General features: G+C 52.0%; 19 protein-coding genes. 11 read left to right on the forward strand and 8 right to left on the reverse strand.

What is annotated here, in order from left to right:
- Positions 1-29: 29 nt before the first annotated feature.
- The 3 genes from AC5FXQ_RS21400 to AC5FXQ_RS21410 all read left to right on the forward strand — a co-directional run bounded on the left by AC5FXQ_RS21400 (position 30) and on the right by AC5FXQ_RS21410 (position 1,818).
- The gene (locus AC5FXQ_RS21400) at positions 30-830 is read left to right on the forward strand and encodes a HipA family kinase (RefSeq protein WP_493604451.1); all 801 of its coding nucleotides are present in this window, start codon (positions 30-32) and stop codon (positions 828-830) included.
- The gene (locus AC5FXQ_RS21405; protein WP_493604452.1) at positions 808-1,191 is read left to right on the forward strand and encodes a DUF3037 domain-containing protein; all 384 of its coding nucleotides are present in this window, start codon (positions 808-810) and stop codon (positions 1,189-1,191) included. Before AC5FXQ_RS21400 ends, AC5FXQ_RS21405 begins: the two co-directional genes overlap by 23 nt.
- 66 nt (positions 1,192-1,257) lie before the next feature.
- Positions 1,258-1,818, forward strand: a complete 561-nt coding sequence (locus AC5FXQ_RS21410; protein WP_493604453.1) for a tetratricopeptide repeat protein — start codon at positions 1,258-1,260, stop codon at positions 1,816-1,818.
- A gap of 582 nt (positions 1,819-2,400) precedes the next feature.
- Here the strand turns inward: AC5FXQ_RS21410 and AC5FXQ_RS21415 are convergent.
- Positions 2,401-3,732, reverse strand: coding sequence for a hypothetical protein (locus tag AC5FXQ_RS21415; RefSeq protein ID WP_493604454.1), 1,332 nt, complete (start codon positions 3,730-3,732; stop codon positions 2,401-2,403).
- Between the two features lie 90 nt (positions 3,733-3,822).
- Positions 3,823-4,221: a hypothetical protein gene (locus AC5FXQ_RS21420; RefSeq protein ID WP_493604455.1), complete on the reverse strand. Its 399-nt coding sequence runs from the start codon at positions 4,219-4,221 to the stop codon at positions 3,823-3,825.
- A 126-nt stretch (positions 4,222-4,347) separates the two neighbouring features.
- On the opposite strand from AC5FXQ_RS21420, the gene AC5FXQ_RS21425 reads away from it, so the two are divergent.
- Positions 4,348-4,893, forward strand: a complete 546-nt coding sequence (locus AC5FXQ_RS21425) for an NUDIX domain-containing protein (protein ID WP_493604456.1) — start codon at positions 4,348-4,350, stop codon at positions 4,891-4,893.
- A gap of 41 nt (positions 4,894-4,934) precedes the next feature.
- On the opposite strand, the gene AC5FXQ_RS21430 is transcribed toward AC5FXQ_RS21425, so the two are convergent.
- The 6 genes from AC5FXQ_RS21430 to AC5FXQ_RS21455 all read right to left on the reverse strand — a co-directional run bounded on the left by AC5FXQ_RS21430 (position 4,935) and on the right by AC5FXQ_RS21455 (position 10,195).
- Positions 4,935-5,831, reverse strand: coding sequence for a cyanophycinase (locus AC5FXQ_RS21430; protein ID WP_493604457.1), 897 nt, complete (start codon positions 5,829-5,831; stop codon positions 4,935-4,937).
- Positions 5,832-5,858: 27 nt separating this feature from the next.
- The gene (locus AC5FXQ_RS21435; protein WP_493604458.1) at positions 5,859-6,296 is read right to left on the reverse strand and encodes a hypothetical protein; all 438 of its coding nucleotides are present in this window, start codon (positions 6,294-6,296) and stop codon (positions 5,859-5,861) included.
- A gap of 8 nt (positions 6,297-6,304) precedes the next feature.
- Complete coding sequence (locus tag AC5FXQ_RS21440; protein ID WP_493604459.1) at positions 6,305-7,168, reverse strand: TIGR02587 family membrane protein; 864 nt, start codon at positions 7,166-7,168, stop codon at positions 6,305-6,307.
- Between the two features lie 32 nt (positions 7,169-7,200).
- The gene (locus AC5FXQ_RS21445) at positions 7,201-7,974 is read right to left on the reverse strand and encodes a transporter (protein ID WP_493604460.1); all 774 of its coding nucleotides are present in this window, start codon (positions 7,972-7,974) and stop codon (positions 7,201-7,203) included.
- 617 nt (positions 7,975-8,591) lie between these two features.
- On the reverse strand, positions 8,592-9,332 hold the full coding sequence (locus AC5FXQ_RS21450) for a (Fe-S)-binding protein (RefSeq protein WP_493604461.1): 741 nt from the start codon (positions 9,330-9,332) through the stop codon (positions 8,592-8,594).
- 2 nt (positions 9,333-9,334) lie between these two features.
- Entirely contained in the window at positions 9,335-10,195 is an 861-nt protein-coding gene (locus AC5FXQ_RS21455; protein ID WP_493604462.1) for a hydroxymethylglutaryl-CoA lyase, read from the reverse strand.
- 393 nt (positions 10,196-10,588) lie between these two features.
- Here AC5FXQ_RS21455 and AC5FXQ_RS21460 point away from each other — a divergent pair, with 393 nt between their 5' ends.
- The 7 genes from AC5FXQ_RS21460 to AC5FXQ_RS21490 all read left to right on the forward strand — a co-directional run bounded on the left by AC5FXQ_RS21460 (position 10,589) and on the right by AC5FXQ_RS21490 (position 16,622).
- The gene (locus AC5FXQ_RS21460) at positions 10,589-12,019 is read left to right on the forward strand and encodes an aldehyde dehydrogenase (RefSeq protein ID WP_493604463.1); all 1,431 of its coding nucleotides are present in this window, start codon (positions 10,589-10,591) and stop codon (positions 12,017-12,019) included.
- A gap of 112 nt (positions 12,020-12,131) precedes the next feature.
- A complete protein-coding gene (locus AC5FXQ_RS21465) occupies positions 12,132-12,524 on the forward strand; it encodes a hypothetical protein (RefSeq protein ID WP_493604464.1) in 393 nt (130 codons plus the stop codon).
- 48 nt (positions 12,525-12,572) lie between these two features.
- Positions 12,573-13,622: a CNNM domain-containing protein gene (locus AC5FXQ_RS21470; RefSeq protein WP_493604465.1), complete on the forward strand. Its 1,050-nt coding sequence runs from the start codon at positions 12,573-12,575 to the stop codon at positions 13,620-13,622.
- Between the two features lie 461 nt (positions 13,623-14,083).
- Positions 14,084-15,646, forward strand: a complete 1,563-nt coding sequence (xseA, locus tag AC5FXQ_RS21475; RefSeq protein WP_493604466.1) for an exodeoxyribonuclease VII large subunit — start codon at positions 14,084-14,086, stop codon at positions 15,644-15,646.
- Positions 15,639-15,905, forward strand: coding sequence for an exodeoxyribonuclease VII small subunit (gene xseB, locus AC5FXQ_RS21480; protein ID WP_493604467.1), 267 nt, complete (start codon positions 15,639-15,641; stop codon positions 15,903-15,905). The genes xseA and xseB overlap by 8 nt, the downstream gene beginning before the upstream one ends.
- A gap of 33 nt (positions 15,906-15,938) precedes the next feature.
- Positions 15,939-16,358: a hypothetical protein gene (locus AC5FXQ_RS21485; RefSeq protein WP_493604468.1), complete on the forward strand. Its 420-nt coding sequence runs from the start codon at positions 15,939-15,941 to the stop codon at positions 16,356-16,358.
- Positions 16,359-16,415: 57 nt separating this feature from the next.
- Complete coding sequence (locus AC5FXQ_RS21490) at positions 16,416-16,622, forward strand: hypothetical protein (protein WP_493604469.1); 207 nt, start codon at positions 16,416-16,418, stop codon at positions 16,620-16,622.
- Positions 16,623-16,693 lie beyond the last annotated feature (71 nt).

Genomic DNA, 16,693 nt, shown 5'->3' on the forward strand with positions numbered 1-16,693 from the left:
ACTCGACACATTTTTCGTAAGTTGCAGCTATGAATCACAGATCACCAGAGATCCGCACTGTTAACGTCGTGCGCTACGTCACGCCTTTGCGGGAGGGCGGCTCGCTGCCTGCCATTGTGGAGGCCGATGACGAGTTCCTGTACGTGCTCAAGTTCCGGGGTGCGGGACAAGGTATAAAAGTGCTCATTGCCGAACTGATCGTGGGTGAAATCGCCCGTGCACTGGGCTTCCAGATTCCCGAGATCGTGTTTATGCACCTCGACGAAGCCTTTGGCCGCACCGAGCCTGACGAAGAAATACAGGACCTGCTTCGTGCCAGCGAAGGACTTAACCTGGGCTCACACTACCTGCAGGGCGCCATCACCTTCGACCCGGTGGTGACCACCATCGACGCTGAACTGGCCTCCCGCCTCGTGTGGCTCGATGCACTCGTGACCAACGTAGATCGCACCGCCCGCAACACCAACATGCTGATGTGGAAGAAAGAGCTCTGGCTGATCGACCATGGCGCTTCGCTCTTTTTCCACCACTCCTGGGACAACTGGGAAGAGCAGGCCAAGCGTCCCTTCGCCATGATCAAAGACCATGTACTCCTGCCACAGGCCAGCGCATTGGAAGCAGCCGACAAAGCAGGCCGTGAAACGCTCACCCCTGCACGCCTGCAGGAGATCCTGGCGCTTATACCTGACGAGTGGCTGACCGGCGTAGAGTCGCCGTTTGAGACAGCCGAGGAACACCGCCAGGCCTATGCCCGCTTCTTCGAGATTAGATTAGCCCATTCTGACATATTTGTGAAAGCCGCCCAGCATGCAAGAGAGACACTTATTTGAGTACGCTGTGATACGGGTGGTGCCACGGGTGGAGCGTGAGGAGTTTCTGAATGTGGGAGTCATCCTGCTCTGCAGTTCGCAGGGCTTTCTGCAGATTCGCTATACCTTAAACGAGGAGCGCCTGAGAGCTGCGTTCGGTGACCTGGACATGGAAGAGCTGCGGGCACGTCTGCGGGCCTTTGAGAAGGTATGCGCCGGTCGTCGCGAAGGCGGGCCGATCGGTCAGCTTGGTACAGCCTCCCGTTTCCGCTGGCTCACGGCCAACCGCAGCACCATCGTGCAGACTTCTGCCGTGCATCCGGGGAGATGCATTAACCCACTGGAGACATTAGAAAAACTGCACCGGGATCTGGTCTTATAGCACCATCATTTTGCAACGCAAACTATCCCGCAATTTGTTATATTCGCATAGACCAAAATCCGAGGTATGAACATCTCCCGCATCGTCACCATTGTTTTAACGCTAGGCGCTATCATTTTTGTGGTTATCATCCTGTCGGACCCCTATTTCTTTACTGATACCAAAAAGATACAAAAGACTGCTGAAGCGAAGCTGGAGGAAGGTATTTTGGGCAACAAAAACGCCTTTAAAGAGGCCAGCTACTACCTGAATTCGTTAATTGAACAGGGCGATGGCGACCGCAAAACCTACGACCTGCTCTACTGGAGCTATCGCTACGACAAAAACTTTGCACAGGCTGAAGAAGCTCTGAATGAAGCTTTGGCGGAGTACCCTGATGACCTGGCTTTTCTGTACCACCGCGCCGAAATGCGCCTGGAGCTGGGCAAATACGAGCAAGCCCTTGAGGATTATAACGCCGTTATACCTGCTGCCAACGACAAAGATTTTCTCTATGATGCCCTGTATGGCCGTGGCGCCGCCAGGTATAAGCTGGGTTTAAAAGAAGAAGCGGAAGCGGATAGGTTGAAGGCGCAGGAACTGACGCGGGATACTTTGCAGACGTATGCGGTTTACTTTAAGGAGTAATGGTATAACAGGGTTTGTAGATTCGCCTTGCCGGCGGGGATCTTTTTATGGCGCGAGCGTCCGCACTCATGTCTACTATTGTGGGGCCTCTGGCCCAGGTATAGCTACGGCTGTTGCGGGCATAGCAACGTGTATTGTTGTATAGCTTGCCCTGGCCGGGCGGGCCTTACTTTTTTCCTTGATGAAAAAATCGAGGGCCCCTACCCCCAGTAAGCAAAAAAATCAAGACGCTCCAAACTCGCTGAACGCTCGAACAGTGGAGCGCCAAAGGGTGCACTTGGCTAAGGCAATCTATTTCATAGCTTCAGGGGCAAGTTACCTTTTCAATGCGTCCCAGTGGTCCGTGACAGAACCTACAGCGTTTATACCTCTGAATTAGCAGTGCCGAAGCTCCCCTCCTTGGCTAAGGAGGGGCAGGGGTGGTTTGACCCGGTACAGCAAAAATGGTGGAGCTATTATACTTATACCTTCTGATTGGTAGCAGCAGAAAATCCCCTCTCGAAAGGGGCAGGGGTATGTTATAGCAAGAGCTTAACCACCCGGGGGTAGGGGCCCTATACTATATTAAAATTCTGACAAGTTTTACCCCCTCCTTAAATACTTCTTTATACAATGCAGCGATCCTGACTTCTCGGCAAAAGGATTAAAATCCTCTAACTGCACCACCTTAAACCCGAGCTGCTCCCATACCTGCTTGTTGGCTTCGTCGGTCTTGCGGAGGTACTCCCAACTGCCGTGGCCGTAGGTGGGTAGCCATACCGTCTTGTCGGTTTCGCTTTTGATTTCTACCACGGCATTGTTGGCGGTGGCGTAGTACCAACTGCGCTTTTTCTCCTCCGGGCTGTCCACATACGTAAGCGGCAATGGGTTTCTGATCACCTCAAAATCCTGCCGTTCGAGCAGGGCAGCTACGTCATCAAACACATCAGGTAAAGCATAGGCTGACAGCTTTTCGCCCAGCACCTCTGCTGCCATGCGGGTGTCGCCGACGAGTACCTGATACCTGCCCTCTTTGTTGCGCCCGGCCAAAGTCACAAACATATCGATGTGAAAGACCGGCTGCACCGTGCCCTCCACGTTTTGGGTATGCAGCGTTTCAGTCCACTTCTCCCCGTCCAGCTTAAACTCCTGCTCCTCCTCCTGCGGCACGTACAGCAGACTGCCTACTGTAACAAACCTGCGCTTATGATCGAGGTAGCGGCTGAAGAGTTGTGCCAGCTGCTCTGTCGCCAGGTTGCTTTCCTCTGGCAGCAGCACCCCTCGCAGGTCGAGCATGGAGTCTACGATGTAGTCGGCCCCCATCAGGAAAAAATCGTCACCGACCAGCAGGTTGCCTCCTTCAAAATAAACCGGCGCTTTTACACGGTTCAGCCCAAGTGATTTGCTCAGGAAGTAACCGGTGTAGTCGTCGGCGGCACGGCGATGTGAGTGGGGCTGTATGATGTAGTAACTGCCATCGTGCTTGTCCTCCACCACTTCATAATCGTCCTCGGCCCATACCAGTAGCTTGATGTGGTCGGGCACTTCATGGAAGCGGACCCGTTTGAGCATGCCCTGGGCAGAGAACCAATCCTTCAGTTGCTTTTTGGTATCGCCACCGTCGGGCACCAGCAGGTGAAATTCCGTGTAGTCGGGCAGCTTTTGAAAGAGGTCCTGGTATACCTTCCAGAGCGGGTTATCGTCGTGCCGGAGCACGTAGGACGGCACCGTAAAGACCATCGCTTCCAGAGCCCCGTCGGCACTGGGCACCAGACTGGGCTGCTGGGGCATCTGGCTATACTGTTGCAGCATGGTCATGGCAATAGCCCGCCGCTGCATCCCCGACTCCGGCAGGTCCTGTTGCGACTCGCTTGAGAGTTCTTCTATCAATCGGTAGTGTCTTCTCCTGATCGGACGTGCAGCATCGTTGTTCATAGGTATAGAGGTGTTTTAAAAAATGGAATGATCAATCCGCCGCACTCTGATGCTTTTAAATCATCCCGTGCGTTAATCTTATGTCCTTTGTCAAATGCTCTTTAGTCTGGTGCCGTTGCTGTATACCTGCGCCATTCCCTTTTGCCCTGCCCAAAGCCAAAGCAGGATGATGATCAGCTCTGCCACGGCGTCGAGCAGGTAGATATCCCAGATTACGTCGCGGAGCGGGTAGTAGGCACTCACAAAACCAAGCCCTGCCGCACCGCCAACGCCCAGCCACTTGATCTCGGAGGTCACCCGCTGCCGGAACCCTGCTACCAGCAGCACCAGCCCTACTACCGCAATCAGGATACCTACCGTGCGCACCAGCCACAGGTCTGTCTTAGGCCCCGTTACCCACAGGAAACTGGGCATGTGCAGGAGCGGCCATATACCTGTTATCGTCCAGTAAATACCTTGCAGTTTAGCGATCAGACTTGCGCTTCTCATAGCTTCAATCGTTTAAGAAAGCTATACGGCCACCCTACTTTTTGGCTGCAAAATAATCTCCCGCCACAGCCACACAGGGGCATCTGCCGTAGGTATAGCACAACATAACTGCATGAACAGGATACTATGAAAATAAAGCGGAAAGAGACGATCTACGAAGGCTTCTATACCTTCCGGAAGCTGATCATCGAAGAAAACGGCGAAACATTTGAGCGGGAGGAATTTGACAGCGGAAACGGTGTGGCAGCACTGGTCTACGACACTCGGCAGGACAAATATATTTTTGTGAAGCAGTACCGTTACAGCGCCGAAACAGAGCTGCTCGAGACGGTAGCCGGCGTGCTGGAGGAAGATGATCCGGAAAAGACCATACGCAAGGAAGTGGAAGAGGAAACTGGCTACAAGGTGGACAAGCTGGAACACATCTGGGACTTTTTTACCTCACCCGGCAGCAGTACCGAAAAGATATACCTGTTCTATGCCGAGGTGAGCCAGAAAGTGAATGAAGGCGGCGGGCTGGACGAGGAGCACGAAAACGTCAGGACCATTGCCCTGACGCTGGACGAGGTGCTGACACTCAACCTGGCCGACGCCAAGACCATCATCGCCCTGCAATGGCTGGCCTCCCGAAAAGGCTTTACATTAAAGAGCCCGGAGGTAAAGCTAGATTGAGTTCCCTCCGGGTTTTTGGATGATCAGTTACAATAAATGCATCAGATGTGGAGCTGGTCGTAGGTTGGCAGAATATAGGTTTCTCCGGCAGAAAGCAGGTGCACCTTCAGATCGCGCACTGAGAAAGGCTCTCCTGTGCTTATTTCATAAATATTGGTATCCGAAATGCCCATGCCATCCACTATTGTGACCAGACCGGAGCCAAGCACTGTTATTTCGATACCATTCCTGACACAAATGGCAGTATCCTCCTCCAGGCCTATACCAATACAGCCCGGGTTGGTGGCAATGCACTGCGAAACCCGGATCATGCGCCCACGCTGTATAAAGTGCGTATCGATTGCCACGTTCTTGAGAAATTCCAGGCCGGTGGTGATGCGCACATCCCCTTTGATGTAGCCGCCCACCGTCTCCCCTTCATAGATCATGGGGGTAGACATAGCCGCTGCCCCGGCACTGGTACCGGCAACGATAAACTTTTCGTCGTAGGTATAGCGCTCCTTCATAAGCTGGAGCACAGGGGTTCCACCGAGGATGGAGGTCAGGCGCAACTGGTCACCACCCGTAAACATAATGCCGGCCGCACGCTCCACCATGTCATAAAACTCCTGCTTCACGGCATCCTTCCGGGTCCTGACATCCAGTACCTCCACATGCTTTATTCCGAGCTTATTAAATTCTTTGATATAGTCCTGAGCGATCTCCTCAGGCACAGTGGAAGCTGTTGGCACCACCGCGATCATGGGGTCTGATCCCTTCAGGCTGTCGACGAAAAACTTCAGAATCTCGTCACTCTCAAAATTAACGTTCTTCGACTGCTCTTCCGACAGTTCCTTGTTCCCCTTGTCCTCCCGGCCGCCTATGGCCAGAAGACAGCCTTTCGGCACCGGAGATTCTTTGTGGCTCTTATGACGTTCAGAAACTTTTTTCTTTGCCATTGTTCTTCGCTTATCTGGTTGTAAACACTAAGGTCGTTTGTAGCTCATTACCCGTGCTGCCAGTGTATCGGCCTGCATCGGGTCTTCTTTAAAATTCACCCAACCCTCCCGCTTCGAGTTCTTAGGGGCGAAGGCGATGTTGAGCTGCGCACTTTCCAGCACCTCGCCTCCTTTCTCCAAGGTAAGTTCTATCTGCACTTCCTCGGCAGTTTCGCCTCCCTTATTATATACCTCTACCCGGTAGCGTTGCGGAGCATTATCCGTAGGATCAGGGTAGTACTGCACCACCAGGTCGGGGGTAGAGGGGACATCGATGTAGGTCTGGTAACTTAGGTAGGCCAGTATACCTAACACCAGCAGCAAACTTATCCCAAATACCGTCCACTCCAGTGCGTTTTTATCATCGTCTTCACCTGCCCTCCCAATCCGGCTGTGTTTCTTTTCCTGTCCTTGTTTTTCCGTCATGCAGCATGTTATTTTATCAGCAGTCGCCCTGCTGAGGCTCCCAGGCTGGCTAACACACCCAATACAATGCATTGGGCAAAAGCTATTTCAAAGCTCACCCCTTCGAACCGGCCAAAAAACCACAGCAAGAAGGCTGAAGCGGCCAGTGCTGTCAGGTAGCTCAGGCAGGTGTCAACCGTCATGGCAAATACAAGATTGTCATTTTGATGACCGCCTGTGCCATGGAAATCGCTGAAGTAAACTACCACTACACTGATGGCGAGCGACAGCAAAGCCATGAGCAAAATGTGAAAAGGCGCTGCCCCCACCGCCAACAGCACCACTTCTTCGGTAGGAGCCACGTTGCCGCCCACAATCACACTGCCACAGAGCGCCAGCACTACCAGGCTGACCTTGCTCCGCAGTCCGGTACGCCAGCCTGCCTCTTTTGCTTCTGCCTGCACCTCATCCTCCTCTTCCTCCTCACCTTCCGGACTGCCCAACTGCGCCGTCCCGATGGATACGCCAATGGAGACAGCCATGGCCTCGATGATGATCTTACCCATGATCTCCTCAGTGGACATCTCCCCGAATTGTATGCGGTTGAGCACGTACAGCACCGCAAAAGACAGGATGATCCCCAGCCCCATCTCCTCCACCGAGTCAATGAAGACGCTGCGCCACGAGGCCCCCTGCCGCATACCTGCATAGCGGTTGTAGCCCAGCAGCAACAGATACGTAACCACCACCATGATCAGCAGCTGCAAAGGCGTAGCGATAAAGCCTGCCCACCAAACCTCCATGGTAAAGAGCAGCGGAAAACTGAACAGGAGCCCTCCCGCTATACCCCGGGCGTACTCTTGCAGCGATTTCCGGACAGGTCTCTTTTTCATATCTCTTGCCATACCATACCTGTTACTGACCGTTAACGGGGTAGCCGTAATGCCAGGCCCGTGGTGATGAAACTGTGTGGAGCCGCTTTGTTCAGCCGTCGCCCTGCCGCTACATCGAACTGCAGATTGGGCAGCAGCAGGTAGAGCAGCCCGATGTCAGCCTGGTGCTCGGCAGTCTCTCCCTTCCCTTTACTTCCGAATGCCTCCAGGTAGAGTGTGAGCTTATCGCTCAGTTCACGGGTGATGTTGGCACCGTAAGATCGCATGGCGTCACCATCAGTCCAGCCATAGCCCAGGTTATAGGTCAGGTCCATTTTCTCAGAGATTTCATGACTAAAGGCCAGCCCGAACTGAGGCTCCGGATTATCGGGTTTGAATACCTCACTCGCCAGGGGCAGCGTTAGCATGGCCATAACAGCAGCTTCCGGACGCCAGCCACTTTCCTCCCACAGTCGTATCTTCGTGCCGACGCTCAGCGGGCCCCACCCCTTGATATGGCGCTCTGATCCATTCTCAATAACAGAATCTTTCGCAGCACCATGCAGGCGCAACTCCACTCCCTCCAGCAGGCCAATGCGCAGGAGTGCCGTGGGGTAAGCATGTGTCCTGATGGCAGCATTAAGCTTTTGGTAGTGATAGCCCGCCTCCAACTGAACATGTCCACGCGATACAATGCCCGGGCCCTGAGACTTATCAGGTCTGTCCGCGTCAAGCTCCTTTCGTTCTTCCTGCGCCTGTGCCGGTAGTACAAATGCGCTCAGCACAATACTTAGCAGTCCCAGTACCAGCGCCTTCGTTAATTGCATAGTTTTGAATTGTCCTTGCCTTTGTTGCGCTTTATACGCTGCATGACCACATAAGTAGGATACTGCCTATACAAATACCGATTTGCACGTAGTAGCATCGCATATTACCGCAAGGCGCTGACACAGGCCGTAAACCTGCTAAATACAGGTAGGCAAGCTCACAAATACAGCTTGACAGCTGGTATTATCTGCCGGATGATGAGTTAAAACGGAGTCAGGGACCTGTAAGAGAGGAGAAAAAAAGGGAGCCGGTTCCAACCGCCTGCATTATAAAATAACAGATACCGGCTCCCTCTATAAACATGTGCGAACCGCCAAACGCACCCCAGATAGCGGTAAGCACATGATCATTTTAAAAACAACGTTCGAATTGGCAGTAGACTCACCAGGAGTCAGAACATATGGTTCAACCAACCTAAAACCAAAGCTCTAAACCACCTTCCGTGTTTTGTCTTTTATACGGCAACATTTTAGGGAAGTAAGTCAGGAAGGCACTATTCAGTTGTTTCTGAGTTAATTTCAGTATTACCAACTTGAAGCCTACGTGTTTTTACGCAGACAAAAAAAGCCAGACACATACAGTATCTGGCTTTTGCATCTTGATATATACCTATACCTTACCAACCACTGGCCAGCACATCGGCAATGTGCATGGTTTTGATCGGTTTCTTGTTCTTCTGGATATACCCGTTGAGGTGCATCAGGCAACTGCTGTCGGTGGAGATAATATAGTCGGCACCGGTGGCCAGAGCATTCTCCACTTTCTGTTCAGCCATCGCTACCGATATGGCTTCGAACTTCACGGCAAACGTACCGCCAAAGCCACAGCAGGTTTCTGTGTCTTCCATCTCAATCATTTCAAGGCCATGCACTCCTTGCAGCAGCGCACGAGGCCCTTCCTTGATATGACATTCACGCAGGGCGCTGCAGGAGTCGTGGTAGGTCGCTTTGCCGTCGAGCCGGGCACCCGGCACCTGCGATACTTTCAGCAGATCGGTCAGAAACTCCGTCAGTTCAAATACCTTTTTCTGCATAGCACGGTACTTCACCAGTTTCGATGACTTCACGAAGATGTCCTGGTAGGCATTGCGCACCATACCGACGCAGCTCGCTGAAGGAGCCACAATGTAGTGCGACGTTTCATTCGAAAAGTCGTCGAGAAACTTATTGGCAACCTCACGGGCTTCATCAAAAAAGCCAGCGTTGAAGGCAGGCTGTCCGCAGCAGGTCTGGTTCGGGTTATAGTTCACTTCGCAGCCCAGCCCCTCGAGTACCTTGACCATACTCAGGCCTGTCTCAGGATGCAGCTGATCCACGAAGCAGGGAATGAAAATATCTACAATGGTTCTTCTTGCCATAATCAGGAGAAAACAGAGCCTGAAGCTGCCAGTGCGGCAGCGAAAGCCTCTTTGTCGAGCTTCAAATTTAAATTATTATTTTCGAAGTAGCCGACCAAATTTTCAGTCGCCATGTTGCCTACCAGTTCGTCTTTGGCCATCGGGCAACCGCCGTAGCCGCGCATGGCCCCATCGAAGCGGCGACAGCCAGCCTGGTAGGCAGCCTCCACCTTCTCCTGCCACGTAGTAGGCGTCGTGTGCAGGTGCGCCCCAAACTCGATGTGCGGAAAGGCCGGCACCAGTTCGCTGAACAGGTAGGTAATGTTTTCCGGATTGGAAACCCCGATGGTATCAGAAAGGGAGATGATCTTCACGCCCAGTTTATCCAACTCCTCCACAAACCGGATCACAGTAGCCGCATCCCAGGGATCGTTGTAAGGGTTGCCGAAGCCCATGGAAATATACGTGACAAGCGTTTTGCCCTGGCGCTGGCAGATGCCTTGAATCTGGGCCAGTTGGGTCATGGCCTCGGCAATACTCTTGTTGGTGTTGCGCTGCTGAAACGTCTCAGACACGGAGAGCGGAAAGCCCAGGTAATCGATCGCCGCGTGGGAGGCGGCCTCTTCTGCACCCCGTACATTGGCAATGATGGCCAGCAGTTTGGAGCGGGTATCGTGCAGGTTCAATCCCGCCAGCACCTCAGCTGTGTCAGCCATCTGAGGTATGGCCTTGGGCGACACAAAGCTGCCAAAGTCTATCGTGTCGAAGCCCACCTGCAGCAGCTGATTGATGTATTCGATCTTCGTCTGTGTAGGTATAAAATTAGGGAGGCCCTGCATGGCATCGCGGGGACATTCAATTATTTTGATGGTATCGTCTGTCATAGGAAAGCGGTTCAGGTCGTTTTGCCAAAGATACAATAAGCCTATGTTTGAATTGGGATTTAAGGAGAGAAATTGTGCCTGCCAGGTTCAGCTGGTATGAACCAGATCGGTCAGATAGACTAACCTGGCTATAGTACAGGTATAGCAAGGCTCCAATTGTAACATCCCCGTCTGCCTGATTGAGAATAATTCAATAATATTTTTTTTATGATCTTATTCTCCTATATTATGCTTGCGAAATACACATAATATTAAAACCTGCTCCATGACCAGCATTAAGAAAAGTACAGTGCGCTGGTTTGGGGTCTATACCTCTATGAATAACTTTACCGGCCGACCGGCTGCCGACCAAAAACCGGCTTATGCGACCAAATCCTAACCTTTTTACCCGCTATGAACTCAACAAACACCTATGTAAACAGGGCCGGCACCGTCACGGAAGCAGACCCGCAGGTCGTACTGGACCTGCTCAAACAACAAAAGGCCTATTTTGCAGGGGGCCATACCCTGGACGTCAGCTTCCGGAAAGAGCAACTCCGACGCCTCCTGGAGGCAGTGCGCAGCCACGAGCAGGAGCTGATGGATGCCATGTATACCGACTTCCGGAAACCTGCTTTTGAAACCTATACAACAGAGATAGGCTTTGTGGAGAAAGAACTGCAGCTGGTGCTCAAAAAAATAGCACGCTGGGCGAAGCCGCAGCCAGTAGGCGAAACCCTGCTTAATTTCCCGGCCCGCAGCTATGTCTACTCTCAGCCTTATGGGGTTGCCCTGATTATCGGTCCCTGGAACTACCCTTTGCAGCTGGTGCTCAACCCGCTGATCGGTGCGCTGGCGGCAGGCAATTGCGCTATCATCAAGCCATCTGAGCTTACCCCTGCTACCTCAGCTGTGATTGCACGGCTGATCGCCAAAACCTTTGATCCGAGGCTGGTCGCCGTAGTCCAGGGAGGCGTATCTACTACGCAGCACCTGCTGGCCCAGCGGTTTGACTACATCTTTTTTACGGGCAGCACACAGGTGGGTCGTGTGGTCATGAAAGCTGCTGCCGAGCACCTGACTCCGGTCACGCTGGAGCTTGGTGGCAAAAGTCCAGTGATCGTAGCTGAAGACGCCGACCTGGGTCTGGCAGCCCGTCGTATCGCCTGGGGTAAGTTTATGAACGCCGGCCAGACCTGCGTGGCTCCCGACTACCTGCTGGTGCATGAACAGGTGAAGGACGAGCTGATTGAGCGGCTGCGCATCGCTATCCAGGAGTTTTATGGCGACTCGCCCCGCCACAGCACGGACTTTGCCCGCATCATCAACGACCGTCACTACCGCCGCCTGAGCAGTTACCTGCAGGACGGTGTCGTGCGGATAGGCGGGCAGCACGATGCTGATAGCCGTTTCATCGCGCCGACCGTGCTGGACCAGGTCAACTGGCAACACCCGGTCATGCAGGACGAAATATTCGGGCCTATCCTGCCTGTGCTTACCTATACCCACCTGGATGAAGCGATCCGGCAGATCAATTCCAGGGAGAAGCCCCTTGCACTGTACTTCTTTTCATCCGATGGAGTGCAGCAGCAACGTGTGCTGGAAGAAGTTCACTTTGGAGGCGGCTGTATCAACGACACTATTTCACACCTCATCAACCCTAACCTTCCTTTTGGCGGTGTGGGGGAAAGTGGTGTTGGCAGTTACCATGGGCAGGCGAGTTTCGAGCTGTTCTCCAACCAGAAAAGTGTCGTGCACCGCGGCACCTGGATTGACCTTCCGCTACGCTACCCGCCTTACGGCAACCGGCTTACTTTTGTCAGGAAGCTGTTCAGATGGTTATAGGTCAAGGTATAGGTATAGCAGCTATGCAGCCGCCCCCTGGTGCTTCTCGTATGCAAATAAATGAGGGCATTGCCGTATAGGAGCTATACACCCACATATACCTGACATGACTATGGAAAACCTGATAGAATACCTGGACGAATCGCTTGTTCCGCTGGAGGAAAAAGTGAAAGAGTACCTGCATGTGGAACGTGACATCCGGCTGCTGGAAGTGGAAGTGCTGTCGCTACAGAGCATAAAGCCCGATTTTGACCCGGAGCAGAACATTGAGCAACAGCTGACCGATCAGCAACCGCAAAACTCCCTGAATGACAAAGAGCAGAAACTGAAAGAATTGCTTGAGAAGTACAAGGACCTGCAACAGGAGGTGATCGCGATGCTGCCGGAGCAGAATAAGTTTGTTGAGCTGAATCTGGGCTACGGGCCAAGCATGGTGGGTTATTTCACAGTGGACCCTGAAACCCGCACGCCGCTCGAGGAGCCGGTACTGCGTGTGGTGCACTAATTCACTACCTTTGCCAATTAACCAACGGTTTAACCATAATCCGCTTGCATGGGCTTACTCTTCTTATACCTAACCATCGCGCTTTTTTTCTCTTTTCTTTGCTCCCTGCTCGAGGCGGCATTGCTGAGCATTACGCCCTCGCATGTGGGCATTACGGCACAGGAAAATCCGGCGCTTGGCAAACACCTGCAGGAGTTTAAAGACAACATCGACCGCCCGCTGGCAGCTATCCTTACTGTCAACACATTTGCGCATACGATAGGCGCTGCCGGGGTAGGCGCACAGGCCCAACTGATCTGGGGTGAGGAATACCTGTCTTTGATCTCTGCTATCCTGACCATCATCATCCTGATCTTATCGGAGATCATCCCAAAAACACTCGGTGCGAACTACTGGAAGCAGCTCACTCCCTTCACGGTGGCCACTTTGCGCATCATGATCTACTCGCCGCTATACCCACTTATTGTGCTGTCGCAGTTTATTACCAAGCGACTGAAGCGCGACAAGAATAAGAGTGTGCTAAGCCGCGCCGACTTTACAGCTATGGCCGAGATAGGCATAAAGGAGGGTATTTTCAAAAGAGGCGAATCCCAGATCCTGCGCAATATCCTGCGCTTTAACCAGATCCTGGTGCGCCACGTCATGACACCCCGCACTGTGATATACGGTGCGCAGGAAGACATGCTGATTGTTGATTTTTTCAAGCAGGCGAAGACCCTGCGCTTCTCCCGTATCCCGCTCTACCAGAACAACCTCGACGACATTAACGGCTATGTGCTCAAGGATGAGGTGCTCTCCAAACTGATCGACAACCAGGGCCACCTGCCTTTGAAAAGTATCAAGCGCGATATAGAGGTAGTGACCGAGTACATGCCTATACCTGAACTGTTCAGCCGACTGCTCAAAGAGCAAAACCACATTGCGCTGGTAGTCGACGAGTATGGTGGCACGGCCGGTATCGTGACCATGGAAGACATCATCGAAACACTGCTGGGCATGGAGATCATGGACGAGATGGATAACGTGGAAGACATGCAGAAATGGGCCCGCGAGAATTGGGAGAAACGCGCCAAAGGCATCGGGTTCAAAACCGAATAAGCGCTTGCGCCTTCCCTCAACCTCCCTCGTGGCTGCCATACCACGGCTTTATAGGATTTGGAAATGTTGAGCATGCCCGTATTGACCACATTGATCACCACCTGCAATCAATTGGCCACCTGATCTCCCTCAAAGCACCTGCAACCTGGCAGAGATACAAATCTTTATTTAACATAAAAATTGAACAGACAAAACATACCTGCCTAGAGCTTCACTCATTGCACTCGGTATTCATGTCTGTGTCAATTCCCGCCTGTAGTTACTCAAACTAGACAGAACTGCAGCACGTTTAGTGTCACATATGTTGACTTCCAGGTGTAGCAGATACAGTGCCGGGCCTATGCTATCACTTAAATGTGGATCAGGTCTTTGAAACACCAGCTAAAGCCGAAAACCCATAATTCCCTAAAAAACTTTCAGCCAAAACCCCTATCTTCGGGTTTAGATCCTTTACCCTGCCCATGGCCCAGTTTTATTTCAGCCAGACTACCGTAACCCAGGAGTTTCATGCTCCGCTTTCGCTCTTCGAACTGCACCAGCAGATCCGGGAGGAGCTGGAGCTGGCGTTTCCGGAGAGTTACTGGGTGGTGGCGGAGGTCTCGCAGGTAACGCCGGACCGCCGCAAGGGGCACTGCTACATCAATCTTGTTGACAAAGGCGACAATCCGCGTGGAGCGATACAAGCACAGGCCAGGGCTACGATCTGGAGCAGCCGTTTTCAGATGCTGGGGCGCTACTTCGAGGAGAAAACAGGCCAGCCGCTTAAAGCTGGTCTCAAGATCCTCTTTCAGGCGCAGGTACGTTTTCACGAACTCTACGGCCTGAGCCTCGACATCATTAATATCGACGCCAACTATACCATCGGCGACCTGGCCCGTCAGCGGCAGGAAACCCTGAAGCACCTGGAGGCAGAGGGACTGCTCACGGCCAACAAGGAGCTGGAAATGCCACTGGTGCCGCAACGACTGGCCATCGTGTCGTCGGCGACGGCGGCCGGCTATCAGGATTTCGTCCATCAGCTCGAAAACAACAGCTACGGCTATACCTTCGACACACGGCTTTTTCCGGCGACGGTGCAGGGCAACGAGGCACCCGCCTCCATCACCAAAGCCATGGACCTGATCGCCAGGTATAGCCACTTGTTCGATGCCATCGTGATCATTCGTGGAGGCGGTTCGCAGACTGACCTGGGTTGTTTTGATGATTACAAAGTAGCCGCTGCCATTGGTAATTCGCCTCTGCCTGTGATAACAGGTATAGGCCACGAGCGCGACGAGAGCATCGCCGACATTGTAGCCCATACCCGCCAGAAAACACCGACGGCTGTAGCAAACTACCTGATAGACAGAGCACGTTCTTTAGAAACGGAAATAGAAGGGCTATTTGACAGCATTTACATGTTCGCCAGTCAGCAGTTGCGTCTCACGGCTGATAAGCTGGAGCGGCAGAGCCTGAAAATTTCTAACCTGACCAATAGCTATTTGCAGGAAAACCGGGAGCAGCTGGAGCATTTCTCTAAGAGTCTGCTGCTCAAGCCAAAAAGCTTCCTCGAAAACCAGAGGCACCAGCTGCTGAATTCGGAGAGGTTGCTGCAGGCCTATACCAAAGATCTGCTGCACCTGCGCGGCAAGGAACTAAGCGACCTCACGGTTTGTGTGGAAGGCATAGGCCAGCGCTGGTTGCACATGAAGGAGCAGGACCTGAACAAGCTCGTGCACTGCATTGAAACGGAGGCGAAGGACAAGCACAAGCGAAGTCAGCTCAGTTTTGTAAAATGTAGCGACCGCCTGCAGTACAGCGCCCAGAAAAAGCTCAGCTCCGACACTCACCGGCTAGAAATGCTGGAGATGCGCATTCAGGCAAACGATCCGGAGAAACTGCTACTGCGCGGCTATACCCTGACGCTGATCAACGGCAAGATCATCAAGTATATCGGGCAGGTGAAAGAGGGAGATGTGATCGAGACGCGCCTGCAGGACGGCAAGGTGCACAGTTTGGTTGTAAACAAAGACGAAAATGAATAACAAGGACATAAACAAAATGACTTACCGCGAGGCCACCCAGGAACTGGAAGAGATTTTGCGGGCAATCGAAAGCGACTCAGTGGATGTGGATGAACTCACCCAGAAGGTGCAGCGCTCTTCCCTGCTGATCAAATTCTGTAAAGACAAACTGCGCAACGCTGAGAACGCCATCAACCAGGTGTTCAATGAGGAAAACTGCGAAGAGCCGGTTTCAAAGTCTGAGAAAGGCAGTGCAGGCAGTGGAACCTTGTTTCAGTAGGTCTAAGTGCTAATTAGTAATCATTTGTAATTTATGAAACTGACAAATTTCAATTTAGAAGAAACTATCGCATTACGATATGCTGGTCAGTATTATGATTTACACAATGATTTTGATTTCAGTGAATTTAGGTATTCTGTATCCTTACAAGTTTTCGAAATGCAATGGCATAAATTAAGTGTTGAGGAAAATATCGCAAATAAAGTAGATAAAATAAAATTATGCTTTAGTGGAGTAAACTTTCTGAAGATAAAAGAAAGGGATAGCGAAATGCCTAAGAGTGAAGATAAATGTGTTGATGTGATAGGATTTCTTCCTCAAAACATGCGGGAGGATATGGATAGCTTCGGTATTAAACCAGATTATGATAATGATGATATGGTAATCATTTTTAGAGGTGGACAAACCTTTAAAATTAATGCTGAAGAGGTTAAGCTGGTTATAGTCGAATAAAACATTTGTACACTCACCCATAGGCCAACTACGCCGCCTTATGGCTAATTCCATTATATGAAGAAATTTGCCCTCGTTCTGATCATCCTGCTGATAGGTTTGATCATATACAACGTGACGAACATTGACTTTACGGATTCGTTAACCTCTGTACCCAACCAGCATGTATACATGCGACTGGTGGCCAACGTGCTGGTACTTATTTCACTGGTATTCAGCTACCGCAGGTATAGCAGGAAGACGGACAACCAGTCGCAGGAATAGCCTATACCTCTATTAAATACAAAAAGCCCCGAGCTGTTCTAAAACAGCCGGGGCTTTTCTGTTTCACTATA

It is taken from the genome of Pontibacter sp. LHS1, from assembly GCF_058932855.1.

Excerpts from the sequence above, each read along its gene's own strand:
- AC5FXQ_RS21400 (WP_493604451.1), top strand. The coding sequence starts at position 30 with ATGAATCACAGATCACCAGAGATCCGCACTGTTAACGTCGTGCGCTAC.
- AC5FXQ_RS21405 (WP_493604452.1), top strand. The coding sequence starts at position 808 with ATGCAAGAGAGACACTTATTTGAGTACGCTGTGATACGGGTGGTGCCA.
- AC5FXQ_RS21410 (WP_493604453.1), top strand. The coding sequence starts at position 1,258 with ATGAACATCTCCCGCATCGTCACCATTGTTTTAACGCTAGGCGCTATC.
- AC5FXQ_RS21415 (WP_493604454.1), bottom strand. The coding sequence starts at position 3,732 with ATGAACAACGATGCTGCACGTCCGATCAGGAGAAGACACTACCGATTG.
- AC5FXQ_RS21420 (WP_493604455.1), bottom strand. The coding sequence starts at position 4,221 with ATGAGAAGCGCAAGTCTGATCGCTAAACTGCAAGGTATTTACTGGACG.
- AC5FXQ_RS21425 (WP_493604456.1), top strand. The coding sequence starts at position 4,348 with ATGAAAATAAAGCGGAAAGAGACGATCTACGAAGGCTTCTATACCTTC.
- AC5FXQ_RS21430 (WP_493604457.1), bottom strand. The coding sequence starts at position 5,831 with ATGGCAAAGAAAAAAGTTTCTGAACGTCATAAGAGCCACAAAGAATCT.
- AC5FXQ_RS21435 (WP_493604458.1), bottom strand. The coding sequence starts at position 6,296 with ATGACGGAAAAACAAGGACAGGAAAAGAAACACAGCCGGATTGGGAGG.
- AC5FXQ_RS21440 (WP_493604459.1), bottom strand. The coding sequence starts at position 7,168 with ATGAAAAAGAGACCTGTCCGGAAATCGCTGCAAGAGTACGCCCGGGGT.
- AC5FXQ_RS21445 (WP_493604460.1), bottom strand. The coding sequence starts at position 7,974 with ATGCAATTAACGAAGGCGCTGGTACTGGGACTGCTAAGTATTGTGCTG.
- AC5FXQ_RS21450 (WP_493604461.1), bottom strand. The coding sequence starts at position 9,332 with ATGGCAAGAAGAACCATTGTAGATATTTTCATTCCCTGCTTCGTGGAT.
- AC5FXQ_RS21455 (WP_493604462.1), bottom strand. The coding sequence starts at position 10,195 with ATGACAGACGATACCATCAAAATAATTGAATGTCCCCGCGATGCCATG.
- AC5FXQ_RS21460 (WP_493604463.1), top strand. The coding sequence starts at position 10,589 with ATGAACTCAACAAACACCTATGTAAACAGGGCCGGCACCGTCACGGAA.
- AC5FXQ_RS21465 (WP_493604464.1), top strand. The coding sequence starts at position 12,132 with ATGGAAAACCTGATAGAATACCTGGACGAATCGCTTGTTCCGCTGGAG.
- AC5FXQ_RS21470 (WP_493604465.1), top strand. The coding sequence starts at position 12,573 with ATGGGCTTACTCTTCTTATACCTAACCATCGCGCTTTTTTTCTCTTTT.
- xseA (WP_493604466.1), top strand. The coding sequence starts at position 14,084 with ATGGCCCAGTTTTATTTCAGCCAGACTACCGTAACCCAGGAGTTTCAT.
- xseB (WP_493604467.1), top strand. The coding sequence starts at position 15,639 with ATGAATAACAAGGACATAAACAAAATGACTTACCGCGAGGCCACCCAG.
- AC5FXQ_RS21485 (WP_493604468.1), top strand. The coding sequence starts at position 15,939 with ATGAAACTGACAAATTTCAATTTAGAAGAAACTATCGCATTACGATAT.
- AC5FXQ_RS21490 (WP_493604469.1), top strand. The coding sequence starts at position 16,416 with ATGAAGAAATTTGCCCTCGTTCTGATCATCCTGCTGATAGGTTTGATC.